The following is a 13,388-nucleotide window of genomic DNA, read 5'->3' on the forward strand; positions in this document are numbered from 1 at the left end:
CAGGGCTTACGTCGAGGCCATGTCTTGACCGCGAAGTCGCTGCGAAATCACGGTGGTGATGCCGTCGCCGCGCATGCTGACGCCGTACAACGCATCGGCGATTTCCATCGTCGGTTTCTGGTGAGTGATCACGATCAACTGCGACTTCTCCCGCAATTGTTCGAAGAGTCCGATCAGCCGCCGCAGGTTGGTGTCGTCCAACGCCGCCTCGACTTCGTCCATCACGTAGAACGGGGACGGGCGTGCCCGGAAGATCGCGACCAGCATGGCCACCGCGGTCAACGACTTCTCGCCGCCCGACAGCAACGACAACCGTTTGACCTTCTTACCGGGCGGACGCGCCTCGACTTCGATGCCGGTGGTGAGCATGTCCGAGGGATCGGTGAGGACCAGCCGCCCTTCTCCCCCGGGAAACAATTTCTCGAACACTCCCACGAACTCACGCTCGACGTCGGCATAGGCCTCGGTGAACACCTGCAGAATTCGTGCGTCGACGTCTGCGACCACAGCAAGAAGGTCCTTGCGTGCGGTCTTGACGTCCTCGAGCTGAGTGGAGAGGAAGGTGTACCGCTCCTCGAGAGCTGCGAATTCCTCGAGCGCCAGCGGATTAACCTTGCCGAGGGTGGCGAGGTCCTTCTCGGCCCGCTTGGCGCGCCGTTCCTGAGTCGCGCGGTCGTACGGAAGCGGAGCGGGGGCGGTGACCTGCTCCCCACGCTCCTTGGCCTGCTCGTACTCCTCGATTTCGAGAGCGGTCGGCGGCAGTTCGACCTCGGGCCCGTACTCGGCGATCAGATCGTCGAGGCCGATACCGTACTGATCGAGGATCGACTCCTCGAGTTGTTCGATGCGCAGCGCTGCCTGTGCCTTCGCTACCTCGTCGCGGTGGACGGCGTCGGTGAGCGAAGCGAGTTGTCCAGTCAGTGCTCGGACTATCTCGCGGACCTGATCCAGCTTGGCCGTGCACTCGGTGCGGGCCCGAGCCAACTCGTCACGGTGAGCAAGAGCCGCGGCGACGACGGTCTCGAGTTCGGCCGCCACACGCTGTCCCGATTCGGCCACGGCAGCTGCGACCTCCGCAGCGTGCGCCCTGGCGCGCAGAGCCCGTTCGGCGCGGATCCGCGCTTCTCGTTCGGCGGCCGCGGCGCGGCGAAGCGAATCAGCCTTTCCGCGTACGGATTCCGCACGCTCTTCGGCGGTGCGCACGGCAAGGCGAGCATCCATTTCGACGATGCGCACTTCGGCGAGCGCTGCTGCGGCCATTTCGCGATCAGCAGCGGTCGATTCCGCACCGTGTCCCGGTGCACTGCCGTCGGTTTCGGCGACGCGCAGACGTTCCTCCAGATCCGCGAGCTTTGTCAGCGACTCACCGCGTCCCTCCTCGGCACGCACTCGCTGGGCGGTCAACCGCTCGGATTCCGCGTGGGCGACTCGTGCTGCCTGCCCCAATCTGCCCAACTGCTCGTAGATGGCGGACATGGCGGCGTCCGACTCGTTGAGCGCTGCCAAAGTTTGCTCCGCGGTCTCGCGTCGAGCGGCTTGTTCGGCCAGAGCGCCGGACAGCGCAGCGTCGAGTTCCTCGGATCGGCTCTCCGTTGCCGCCAGTTCCGCTGCTGACGCGTCGATCGCCGCCTGCACCTCGAGCGTGCTCGGTTGCCGATCCGAGCCACCGATCATCCACCCCGAACCGTGCAGATCGCCGGAACGCGTCACTGCACGAATTCCCTTGTGGTCAGCAACAACTCGAATCGCGTCATCGAGAGTCTCGACCAGGACGACGCCATCGAGGATGGCGGTCAATCCGGCACGCAACTCGTCAGGGCAGTCGATGACGTCGACGGCCGGACGACTACCCGGCGCGATCTCGGCCTCGCGCTTGATCGCCGGTTCACCGCTCACGATCAGTGATGCACGTCCACCGTCCTGATCGGCCAGTGCTGTGACAGCGGAGCGAGCAGAGTCCAGCGACTGCGCCACGACGGCGTCTGCTGCCGGCCCCATCGCGGCAGCGATCGCGGCCTCGTAGCCGGGTTCGACGTGAATCAATCCGACCAGCGAGGTGATGCCGTCGTCGCCGCGGTGTTCGAGCAGCCAGCCGCCACCGTCCTTGCGCTGCAGACCCATCGACAGTGCCTCGATGCGCGCCCGGAGCGAAGCGATGCGTTGCCCGCTCGTTTTTTCTTCCTCACGAAGCTCTTCGACGCGCGCGTCGATCATCTCGAGAGCCTCGATGGCGCGTTCGTGATTGGTATCGAGGCCGACTTCACCGGCGTCGAGGTCCCCGATGCTTTCTTGCACCGTGTCGAACTCGGCCTGTGCGGCATCGCCACGCAGACGAGCCTCGTCGATCGCGTCGGTCAGCCGAGACACTTCCGCGTCGACGGATTCGACGCGGGTACGCAGAGTGTCGACCTGACCGGAGAGTCGAGCAAGACCTTCACGGCGGTCGGCGACGGCACGAACTTCCGCCATGTGCGCCCGTTCCGCTTCTGCTGCAGCATCTTCGGTGGCTGCGAGCTGGTCCCGAGCAGCTTCCGACGCCGCTCGCGCGATTTCGACGCCTTCGAGAAGTTCGGCCTCCTCGGCAGCAAGACGTTCGGCGCGCGCCTCCATCTCGTCCGGGTCCTGGCCGCGGTTGCCGACAGGTTCGGAGTCGAGATGACGCGCACGCTCGCGGGCGATGCGCACGGTAGCGTTGACGCGTTCGGCAAGCGCGGAAAGCTGGAACCAACTCTGCGCAGCGGCTTCCGATCCCGGAGTCAGACGAGCGAGAGCTTGCTCCTGGCGCCCGAGTTCGAGGTTGGCCTCGTCGAGCGCAGCCGCCACCTGGTTGTGCTGTTCACGGGCCGCTTTCTCGTCCTGCGCCTGGTCGTTCAACTGGTTTCGACGGGTCACCAGATCGTCAGCAGCCAGACGCATCTTTGCATCACGCAGGTCAGCCTGGACCGTCTGTGCTCGCCGAGCAACCTCGGCTTGGCGTCCCAGCGGTTTGAGTTGCCGACGCAGTTCCGCGGTGAGGTCACTGAGGCGAGCGAGATTGGCCTGCATGGAATCGAGTTTGCGCACCGCTTTTTCCTTGCGGCGGCGATGTTTGAGGACTCCCGCGGCTTCTTCGATGAAGGCGCGTCGATCTTCGGGACGGGATTCGAGGATCGCGGCGAGCCGTCCCTGCCCGACGATGACATGCATTTCGCGGCCGATGCCGGAGTCGCTGAGCAGTTCCTGGACGTCCATCAGACGGCAGGACGAGCCGTTGATCTCGTACTCCCCCGCGCCGTCGCGGAACATGCGGCGCGTGATCGACACCTCGGAGTACTCGATCGGGAGCGCCCCGTCGGCGTTGTCGATGGTCAAGGTCACCTCGGCGCGGCCCAGCGGCGCGCGGCCGGAGGTGCCGGCAAAGATGACATCTTCCATCTTGCCGCCGCGCAGGGCCTTGGCGCCCTGCTCGCCCATCACCCAGGTCAACGCATCGACGACGTTGGATTTACCCGAGCCGTTCGGGCCGACCACACAGGTAATTCCCGGCTCGAACCGAAGAGTCGTTGCCGACGCAAAGGATTTGAATCCCTTGAGTGTCAGACTCTTGAGGTGCATGGGGGGAAACTTTACCGCCAAACCGGTCAGCGTTCGACGAACCCTGTCAGGTCGCCCCTGGCGGTGTCCCAGCTGTCGACCACGAGATCCACCGTGCCCGGGGTAGTGCCGGAGCGCAGCAGCTCCACCAATCGCTCGAGCTGCGTGCGTTGGCCTTCCGCCACGACGAGCACTCGACCGTCACGCTGATTGGACGCATATCCGATCAATCCGAGTTCGAGAGCGCGGGCCCTGGTCCACCACCGGAACCCGACGCCTTGAACGTATCCGTGAACCCACGCCGTCAACCGCACAGGCGCTGCTTCAGCCATGACGCTCAGCCCGCCACACGTTCGAGACGGTGAACGTCACCCAGGAATCCGGTGGTGTAGAGCGCGTTGGGATCCCAGCCCGGTCCGGCGCCGAACTTGACCGCAGATGTGAACGGCAGACCCGAGGCGATCTCACACGAAGATCCCGAATCCGGATCGACGCGAACAACTTTGCCGCCTGCATTGAATGCGACGTACAACGCGCCGTCCGGTCCGACGGTCAGATCGTCCGCCATGTTTGCCGGACCGAACCCGGGGAGCGTGATCGTTCGCACCGGCCCGCCCAGATCGTCTGCGTCGAGGATGTGGACGGCGGTGACCATGTCGAAGGTCGTCGTCACGTAGATCGTCGAACCGGAGCGTGCGAGGCCGTCGACGGTGCCGAGGTCTTCACGAACGATCGAACTGCTTCCGTCACTGTTGACGACCGTGAGCCCCGGCCTGGTGAGTGTGCGGGCAGTGAGGAAACGGTTATCGTCCAGCTGCACAAGCCCGTTCGGCATCACCAGACCGTCGGCGATCGTTGTCACCGACCCGTCTGCGACGTCGACCTTGCGGAGGCTGCCGTCGGCGATTCCGAGCAGTCCCGAGACAGTCGAGTTGCCCGTGGTGAAGTACACGGATCCCTCACGCGCGACCAGACCGCCAGGTCCGGTGACGTCACCGACCAAAGTTGTCCGGATACCGTCCGACGCCACTTTCAGCAGTGCACCCGGCCCGATCAGAGCCGACTGCGACAACACCATCGATCCGTTGCCGTCGAATTCGAGGTTCTCGAGCATTCCGGCACCAGTCGCCACGACGCTCGACGTCCATGTGCCGCAACTACCGGCCGAGCCGTCGGCCGGGACCGAGGCCTGCGCCGGAGCACTCAGCGCCACAACGGAACCCAGTGCGATCGCAGCGACAACGCTGCCGGCGCGGAACATCAGGCTTCCGTGTCGAACGACAGAGTGACCTTGGTTCCGGCCTTGAGCGTGCGCCCGACCGTGCATACCTTGTCCACGGAACGCTCGACGAGAGTGATGAGGCGCTGCTGTGCCTCGGCATCCAACTCGCTGAGATCGAGCTCGAGGACCTCGTCGAGCTGCGGGTAGACCTCGTTTTCACGATCGGCGGCTCCGGACACTCGGACCGTCGCGTCGTAGTTGTCACCGAGCCGGCGAGAGATCGGGAAGTCGGAGCTCATCCCGGTGCATGCGGCCAGTGCAATTTTGAGGAGTTCGCCGGGCGTGAAGACTCCTGGCACCGATTCGGAGCCGATGAGAACCTCTGCGCCGCGCGAACTCTTGCCGGTGTAGAGGCGGGTTCCGGTTCGTTCGACCCAAAGCTCCGTGTGAGCCGGGGCGGTTGCAGTGGTGTCGGGAGTCTGTTCAGCCATGACGCAATCTTGCCACTCCGCCGAACCGAAGGGGTGGGAGACCTAGGCGATTCGCCGTGCCCTCGGGGTCGGCTGGCACCGCGGGCAACTGAACGACGATCGATTCATGAACTTCTCACGCTTGATCGGCGCGCCGCATCGCGGGCACGGGAGGTTTTCCTGCCCGTACGCCGACAGCGACCGGTCGAAGTAGCCCGATTCCCCGTTGACGTTCACGTACAGCGCGTCGAAGGACGTACCGCCCTGATCGAGCGCTTCACCCATCACCGAGTGTGCCGCGGTCAACAGTTCTCGAAGTTTGGGCCTGGTAAGCGTTTCGGCGATTCGGTTGCCGTGAATCTTGGCGCGCCACAATGATTCGTCGGCGTAGATGTTTCCGATTCCGGAGACCACCGTCTGGTCGAGAATCGCGCGCTTGATCTCGGTGTGCTTGCCCCGCAGGACTTTCACGACGGATTCGAGATCGAACGCCGCATCCATGGGATCGCGAGCGATGTGCGCCACCGACTCGGGCAGCATCGTTCCGTCGACCTCGACGAGGGGTGAAATCGACCAGCCACCGAAGGTCCGCTGATCGACGAATCGAAGATCGGCCCCGGAATCGAGGGCCAACCGAATGCGTAGGTGCTTTTCCCAGTCGACTGTCGGGGGTTGGACCAGCATCTGTCCGCTCATCCCGAGATGAACCACCAGTCCGACACCGGCAGGCTCGAGAACCAGCCACAGGTACTTGCCGCGACGCTCTGCCGAAGCGATGGTCTGCCCGGTGAGTTGGCCGATCAAGTCCTCGGAACCGAGAATGTGGCGCCTGATCGCGCGGGGATGGAGTACCTCGACGGCCTCGATCGCCGCACCTACAGCATGGGACTGTAGGCCGCGGCGAACGACTTCGACTTCGGGAAGCTCAGGCAAGAGTGAACTCAGCCGGCAAGATCAGGCGTGTCGTCAGCAGCGACTGCGGTAGCAGCGGCATTCTCCGACATCGTCTTCCATGCCGAACTTGCTGCCTTCTGCTCGGCTTCCTTCTTGGAACGACCGACACCGACACCCAAGGGTTTGCCACTGATGAGAACGGTGGCCGTGAATTCCTTGTCGTGATCGGGTCCGGTGGCGGTGATCTCGTAAACGGGAACTCCGGCACCGTGTTCTGCGGTCAGTTCCTGCAGACTCGTTTTCCAATCCAGACCCGCGCCCAGAAGCGGTGCGCGAGTGAGTAGATCGTCGAACAGATCGAGGACGACGCGTCGCGCAGTCTCGATGCCGTGCTGCAGGTGGATGGCGCCGAGAATCGACTCCATACCGTCGGCGAGAATGGACGGCTTGTCACGGCCGCCCGTCATTTCCTCGCCCTTACCCAGCAGCAGGTGTGCTCCGAGTCCACCTTCACCCAGAGTCCTGGCAACCTCGGCGAGTGCATGCATGTTGACCACGCTGGCACGGATCTTCGCCAGATCACCTTCGGATTTGTCCGGGTGGGACAGGTAGAGATTTTCGGTCACCGTGACGCCGAGAACGGAATCCCCGAGGAACTCGAGGCGCTCGTTCGTGGGCAGTCCGCCGTTCTCGTACGCGTACGAGCGGTGCGTGAGAGCCAGGGTCAGAAGACCGGGCTCTATATCTACGCCGACAGCGGCGAGGAGCTTGTCGTGATTGCCCTCGCCGCCGGCGGCTGAAACTGTATTTTCGCTCGTCATAGTCTTTCTCCGGGGAGAACTAGACAGCAGCGGTTACCTGGCGGCCCTTGTAAGTACCGCATGACGGGCATGCGATGTGGGGAAGGGTCTGCTCGCCACAGCCACGGTTGGGGCAGGTAACGAGGGTGGGCACAGTGGTCTTCCACTGGCTACGACGCGACCGCGTGTTGGATCGCGACATTTTGCGCTTGGGGACAGCCACTTCTACTTCTCCTCGGCTTCGGTGATCACAAGATTTTCGCTGGTGTTTGATTCCACGCCAAATTTGGCCGCGAGACCAGCCCAGCGAGGATCAAGTATGTCATGCCCATGCCCAGATTCCGCAATCGCCAGGCGAATGCCACATTCTGAGCACAATCCCAGGCAATCGTCACTGCACAGAGGCTGGAGCGGAAGCGCCAGCCCGACTGCATCGACGATGACCGGTTCGAGGTCGATTTCGTCGTCTTCGACCGCGTAGACCTCTCCCTCTTCCGTCGTCTCCTCGGTGGTGCTGTCCGGGTAAGCGAACAACTCCGTGAGATAGATGTCCACGGTGTCGGTGAAAGGTTCAAGGCACCGCGAGCATTCACCCTTGGTGGGTGCGTGCACGTTTCCGGTGACGAGAACGCCTTCGGACACTGCTTCGAGACGAAGATCGAGATCTATGTCCGCGCCCGCTTCGATCGCGATCAGATCGAGACCGATACGGTTCGGGGACTGAATTGTTCTCTCGACGGTACGCATCGACCCTGGACGACGACCGAGCTTGACCGTGTCCAGCAAAAATCCCGCATCACTTGACTGATGCGACGAACTACGACGATGCGTTGACAAAGAGAACTCACCTAACTGTTGAAACTGGTATGGGCAACCACTCCACAATACGGCAGCTACAAGGCAAATCCCAATTCGATCCACGAAAAAGTGGGCCGCCCCATATCGGACGACCCACCCTCGACTGACTTGTCTGCTCTATCGGCGCCGCTCGGAACGACGATCGTCGTCCTGGTAGTCGGGAACCCCCGAACCCGTTCGAAGCTGTTGACGACCACGCCCGACCGATCGAACCGTTCCGGTGAGGAACTCTTCGAACTCGGCCAACTTGGTGTCCACGTACAGGTCACACTCCGAACGCATCCTGTCGGACTCGGCATGAGCGGCGTCGATCACTCGCGCGGATTCCGCGTGAGCTGACTGGACAACCTCGGTCTGCGACACCAGACGAGCCTGCTCCGCCGTTCCCTCCGCCACCGAATGTTCGTACGAGGCCTGGCCGGACTCGATCATCCGATCGGCCTCGGCACGCGCCCGTCCGGTGACGGCCTCGTACTCACGACGGCCGTCGGTGACGGTCCGTTCCGCTTCTGCTTCGGCGTCCTCGACCAACTGATCGGCGTGCGCACGCGCTTCGGCAACCATGCGATCGGCCTGAGCCTTGGCATCGGACAGAATCCGGTCGGCGTCGTCGCGTGCGTTCTCCACAGTCGAGGTTGCCTCGGCATTGGCGCTGCTGACCGTCTTCTCGGCGTTTGCTCGCGCGTCACCGACCAATTTGTCGCGATGATCGAGGACGTCCTGAGCGTCGTCCAGCTCGCTCGGAATTGCGTCCCGGACGTCGTCGAGTAGCTCGAGTACGTCACCGCGAGGCACAACACACCCTGCGGTCATGGGAACACCGCGCGCCTCTTCGACAATTGCGACCAGTTCGTCCAGTGCCTCGAATACGCGGTACACAAGCAACCCCAATCTCTACCGGCCGAAATCGGCCCACATCGTCACCGGTCCACTCGGACCTGTGCCCGTTCCTGTCCAAGTTTGCCGGAAGAACGGCCAACGGGGTGTCGTCGTGGTCGGTGTGTCGGGGATCAGCTGTTTTCGGCTGCTCGCTCGGCGATACGTGCGAGTAGCCGAGAATGCACTTTGGCCGGCAACATGTCGGAGACGTCGCCGCCGAAAGTCGCGACTTCCTTCACCAGAGAACTCGACAGGTAGCTGTACGTCGGATTCGTGGCGACGAACAGTGTGTCGACGCCCGTGAGCTTCTGATTCATCTGGGCCATCTGCAGCTCGTAATCGAAGTCGTTCGCGCCGCGCAGACCCTTGACGATCGCGCTGAGGCCTTCTTGTTTCGCGTAGTCGACCAACAATCCGTGCCACGACGTGACGCGAACGTTGGGCAGGTGACTCGTCGCGTCTTCGAGCATCTCGATCCGCTCGTCGATCGTGAACATGCCACGCTTGCTCTTGTTGATCAGCACGGTGACCACGACCTCGTCGAATTGCGCAGCAACTCTTCCGATTACGTCGAGGTGACCGTTGGTCACAGGGTCGAAGGATCCGGGGCAGACGGCGCCAGTCATGAGTCCAGACCGTAGCAGGTGGCCAGCTCGATGCGGGCTTCACCGTAGTTCTTGGCCTTGATCGGCTCGTAGCCCTGAGGCCACACGGTCTCCGGCGAGCGCGACGATCGTTCGAGTACCACGATCGTGCCCTCCCCCACCCATTTGTTGGCCTGCAGATCAGCGAGCATGGACACGACGGCCTCGTCGGTTACCGCATACGGTGGGTCCGCGATCACGATGTCGTATTCACGCGCGCTCGGACCCGAGACCACGGCCGCAACCGGAGCGGCGCGAACCGTCGCCCCAGGCAACGCGACTGTGCCGATGTTCGCCTTGATGACGGCAGCAGCCTTGGCATCCGATTCCACGAGAACAACGTGCTCGGCTCCCCGCGAGAGCGCCTCGAGGCCGAGAGCACCCGAACCCGCAAAGAGGTCGAGAACCGCGCACCCTTCGAGATCGATGCGCGCTTCGAGAGCACTGAACAGCGCCTCACGAACCCGATCCGACGTCGGACGGGTGCCGCTCGGCGGGACTCGCAGGCGTCGACCGCCCGCGAGTCCCGAGATGATGCGTGTCACTCTGCGGCGCTCTCCCCCGTCGAGACGACTACCAGCAGGTCTCCGCCCTCGACCTGTTGGACGGCGCTGATCGCGATCCGAGAGACGACGCCGGCGCGCGGCGAGGTGATCGCCGCTTCCATCTTCATTGCTTCGATCGTGGCCACGGTGTCGCCGGCCTCGATCTTCTGGCCTTCCTTCACCGCGAGCGTCACGACGCCCGCGAACGGTGCAGCCACGTGGCCCGGGTTGTTCTTGTCGGCCTTCTCCGCCACCGGTACGTCACTGGCAATGGAGCGATCGCGGATCGAGACCGGGCGCAATTGGCCGTTCAGGATGCACATGACAGTGCGGTAGCCGCGCTCGTCGGGCTCGGAGATCGCTTCGAGACCGATGATCAGCTCAACGCCGGGAGCCAACTCGACGCGGTGTTCGTCGCCGCGCCGCAAACCGTAGAAGAACTGGTTCGCCGAAAGCCGCGACGTGTCACCGTACTTCTCGCGGTGTTCGAGGAATTCCTTTGTCGGGCCGGGGAACAGCAGACGATTCAGCGTCGCCTGACGGTCCTTCGACGAGCCCTCGAGCAGCACCTCGTCCTCAGCGGACAACGTCGCTTCGGGCTTGGCCTGGCCACGTCCTTCGAGTGCCTTGCTGCGGAACGGTTCCGGCCAACCACCGGGAGGCGTACCGAGTTCACCGCGCAGGAAGCCCACCACGGAGTCGGGAATGTCGAACTTCGCCGGATCTGCGGCAAACTCCTCCGAAGGCACGCCGGCGCCGACAAGGTGGAGGGCGAGGTCGCCGACGACCTTCGACGACGGCGTCACCTTCACGAGATGCCCGAGCATGCGGTCCGCGTCGGCGTACTTGGCTTCGACCTCTTCGAACCGGTCGCCGAGACCGAGAGCAACGGCCTGGGTCCGGAGATTGGAGAGCTGGCCGCCCGGAATCTCGTGCGTGTACACACGTCCCGTCGGCGCCGGCAGTCCGGATTCGAACGGCGCGTACACCTTTCGCAGCGCCTCCCAGTACGGTTCGAGGTCGCACACGTTCTGCAGGTTCAGTCCGGTGTCGAACTCGGAGTGCGCAGCGGCGGCAACGATGGCCGAGAGCGCAGGCTGACTGGTGGTTCCGGCCAGTGCCGCCGAAGCACCGTCGACTGCGTCGGCGCCCGCCTGCCACGCGGCGAAATACGTGGCCAACTGTCCACCGGGGGTGTCATGCGTGTGGACGTGAACCGGAAGATCGAAGTTGCTGCGTAGCGCCGTCACGAGCTTGGTGGCCGCCGGAGCGCGCAGCAGGCCCGCCATGTCCTTGATCGCGAGCACGTGAGCGCCCGCATCGACGATCTCTTCGGCCAACTTCAGGTAGTAGTCGAGCGTGTACAGCGTTTCGTTCGGATCCGACAGATCGCCGGTGTAGCTCAACGCCACCTCGGCGAGGGCCGTTCCGGTCTCACGCACCGCGTCGATGGCAGGGCGCATCTGGTCGACGTTGTTGAGCGCGTCGAAGATTCGGAAGATGTCGATGCCGGTGTCGGTGGCTTCCTGAACGAATGCGCGCGTGACCTTTTCGGGATACGGCGTGTAGCCCACCGTGTTTCGACCGCGAAGAAGCATCTGGAGGCAGATGTTGGGAATCGCCTCACGCAGTGCGGCAAGCCGGTACCACGGATCCTCGTGCAGGAAGCGAAGTCCCACATCGTAGGTCGCGCCGCCCCAGGCTTCGATCGAGAGCAGTTCCGGCGTCAACCGCGCAACGTGCCCGGCAACTCCGAGCAGTCCGCTGGTTCGAACTCGCGTGGCCAACAACGACTGGTGCGCGTCACGGAAGGTGGTGTCGGTGACGCCGACGGCCTTCTGCTCACGCAGTGCCTTCGCGAAACCTTCGGGTCCGAGTTCGAGCAGGCGCTGACGGCTACCGGCAGGAGGAGGCGTCGAAAGATCGATCTTGGGCAGCTTGTCCTGCGGGTACACCGCCGAGGGCCGCTCACCGTGAGGCTTGTTGACCGTCACATCCGCGAGGTAGGTCAGGATCTTCGTGCCGCGGTCTGCCGAAGAACGCAGAGTCAGCAACTGAGGACGTTCCTCGATGAAGGAGGTCGTCACACGTCCGGCACGGAAGTCCGGGTCGTCGAGAACCGCCTGCAGGAACGGAATGTTGGTCGAGACGCCACGAATGCGGAACTCGGTGACCGCGCGGCGAGCTCGCGCCACAGCGGCTTCGAGGTCGCGACCGCGACAAGTGAGTTTGACCAGCATGGAATCGAAGTACGCTCCGACCTCGGCGCCGAGTGTGGCGCCACCGTCCAAGCGGATACCGGCTCCGCCCGGGGTGCGGTACGCGGTGATACGGCCGGTGTCCGGGCGGAATCCGTTTGCCGGATCCTCGGTCGTGATGCGGCACTGCAGCGCCGCGCCGCGAAGCTTGATCGTCTCCTGTGACAGACCAAGTTCTGCAAGCGTCGAACCGGACGCGATCTTGAGCTGCGACTGGACCAGGTCCACGTCCGTCACTTCTTCGGTGACGGTGTGCTCGACCTGAATTCGCGGGTTCATCTCGATGAAGACGTGGTTGCCGCGCTTGTCGAGAAGGAACTCGACGGTGCCCGCGCACGTGTATCCGATCTCCTTCGCGAAGGCGACGGCGTCGGCACAGATCTTGGCGCGCAACTCTTCCGAGAGATTGGGCGCCGGAGCTAGCTCGATCACCTTCTGGTGGCGACGTTGCAGCGAGCAGTCACGCTCGAAGAGGTGGATGACGTTGCCCTGCTCGTCGGCGAGGATCTGCACTTCGATGTGCCGGGGGTCGATGACGGCCTGCTCGAGGAAGACCGTCGAATCGCCGAAGGCCGATTCCGCTTCGCGTGCTGCGGCTTCGATCGATTCCTTGAGTTGTGAGCGCTCCGCAACACGGCGCATTCCGCGCCCACCGCCGCCTGCGACAGCCTTGACGAAGAGCGGGAAGGTCATGTCCTCGGCGGCTGCGAGCAACTCGTCGATGTCCGCTGACGGCTCCGAAGACGCGAGCACCGGGAGACCGGCGGCCTTTGCCGCTGCGATGGCCCGAGCCTTGTTTCCGGTCAACTCGAGGATCTCGGCGGACGGGCCGACGAACTTGATGCCTGCCTCGGCACACGCCGCCGACAAGTCCGGGTTCTCGGAGAGGAAACCGTAACCGGGGTAGATGGCGTCGGCTCCGGCGCTCTTGGCTGCGGCGACGATTTCCTCGACCGAGAGATACGCGCGAACGGGGTGACCCTTCTCCCCGATCTGGTAGCTCTCGTCTGCCTTGAGACGGTGGATCGAATTCCGATCCTCGTACGGGAACACCGCGACGGTTCCGGCACCTAGTTCGTAGGCGGCGCGGAAGGCACGGATCGCAATTTCGCCGCGGTTCGCGACGAGCACTTTGGAGAACATTCGAGAAAACTACCCCGATTTCATCTTGCGTCTACATGCGGAGTCTCATATTTCGGACTGAATCGAGAAACCAACCCGGCGGTCCTCGTGCTATTCGATTTC

General features: G+C 63.6%; 12 protein-coding genes. All 12 read right to left on the reverse strand.

From position 1 onward, the window contains the following. Positions 1–6 precede the first annotated feature (6 nt). The gene (gene smc, locus ATN38_RS23950) at positions 7–3,594 is read right to left on the reverse strand and encodes a chromosome segregation protein SMC (RefSeq protein WP_218748803.1); all 3,588 of its coding nucleotides are present in this window, start codon (positions 3,592–3,594) and stop codon (positions 7–9) included. 26 nt (positions 3,595–3,620) lie between these two features. Next, positions 3,621–3,905 carry an acylphosphatase gene (locus ATN38_RS23955; protein ID WP_007729313.1) on the reverse strand — a complete coding sequence of 95 codons (285 nt, stop codon included), beginning with the start codon at positions 3,903–3,905 and terminating at the stop codon, positions 3,621–3,623. 5 nt (positions 3,906–3,910) lie between these two features. Beyond that, entirely contained in the window at positions 3,911–4,834 is a 924-nt protein-coding gene (locus ATN38_RS23960) for an SMP-30/gluconolactonase/LRE family protein (RefSeq protein WP_218748805.1), read from the reverse strand. Further along, positions 4,834–5,286 (reverse strand): OsmC family protein, encoded by a 453-nt coding sequence (locus ATN38_RS23965; protein ID WP_003942740.1) that lies wholly within the window; start codon positions 5,284–5,286, stop codon positions 4,834–4,836. Before ATN38_RS23965 ends, ATN38_RS23960 begins: the two co-directional genes overlap by 1 nt. Before the next feature lie 42 nt (positions 5,287–5,328). After that, positions 5,329–6,198, reverse strand: coding sequence for a bifunctional DNA-formamidopyrimidine glycosylase/DNA-(apurinic or apyrimidinic site) lyase (gene mutM / locus ATN38_RS23970; RefSeq protein WP_003942752.1), 870 nt, complete (start codon positions 6,196–6,198; stop codon positions 5,329–5,331). 8 nt (positions 6,199–6,206) lie between these two features. Beyond that, a complete protein-coding gene (gene rnc / locus ATN38_RS23975) occupies positions 6,207–6,980 on the reverse strand; it encodes a ribonuclease III (protein WP_003942759.1) in 774 nt (257 codons plus the stop codon). Between the two features lie 19 nt (positions 6,981–6,999). Beyond that, complete coding sequence (gene rpmF / locus ATN38_RS23980; protein ID WP_007729318.1) at positions 7,000–7,182, reverse strand: 50S ribosomal protein L32; 183 nt, start codon at positions 7,180–7,182, stop codon at positions 7,000–7,002. A gap of 2 nt (positions 7,183–7,184) precedes the next feature. Further along, entirely contained in the window at positions 7,185–7,745 is a 561-nt protein-coding gene (locus tag ATN38_RS23985) for a DUF177 domain-containing protein (RefSeq protein ID WP_007729319.1), read from the reverse strand. Between the two features lie 189 nt (positions 7,746–7,934). Beyond that, complete coding sequence (locus ATN38_RS23990) at positions 7,935–8,696, reverse strand: DivIVA domain-containing protein (protein ID WP_003942696.1); 762 nt, start codon at positions 8,694–8,696, stop codon at positions 7,935–7,937. Between the two features lie 131 nt (positions 8,697–8,827). Continuing rightward, a complete protein-coding gene (gene coaD / locus ATN38_RS23995) occupies positions 8,828–9,322 on the reverse strand; it encodes a pantetheine-phosphate adenylyltransferase (protein WP_003942776.1) in 495 nt (164 codons plus the stop codon). Next, positions 9,319–9,885, reverse strand: coding sequence for a 16S rRNA (guanine(966)-N(2))-methyltransferase RsmD (gene rsmD, locus ATN38_RS24000; protein ID WP_003942746.1), 567 nt, complete (start codon positions 9,883–9,885; stop codon positions 9,319–9,321). The genes coaD and rsmD overlap by 4 nt, the downstream gene beginning before the upstream one ends. Beyond that, positions 9,882–13,286, reverse strand: coding sequence for a pyruvate carboxylase (locus ATN38_RS24005; protein WP_003942675.1), 3,405 nt, complete (start codon positions 13,284–13,286; stop codon positions 9,882–9,884). Before ATN38_RS24005 ends, rsmD begins: the two co-directional genes overlap by 4 nt. Positions 13,287–13,388: the final 102 nt, after the last annotated feature.

It is taken from the genome of Rhodococcus sp. FH8, from assembly GCF_019266085.1.
Taxonomy (GTDB): domain Bacteria; phylum Actinomycetota; class Actinomycetes; order Mycobacteriales; family Mycobacteriaceae; genus Rhodococcus_F; species Rhodococcus_F qingshengii.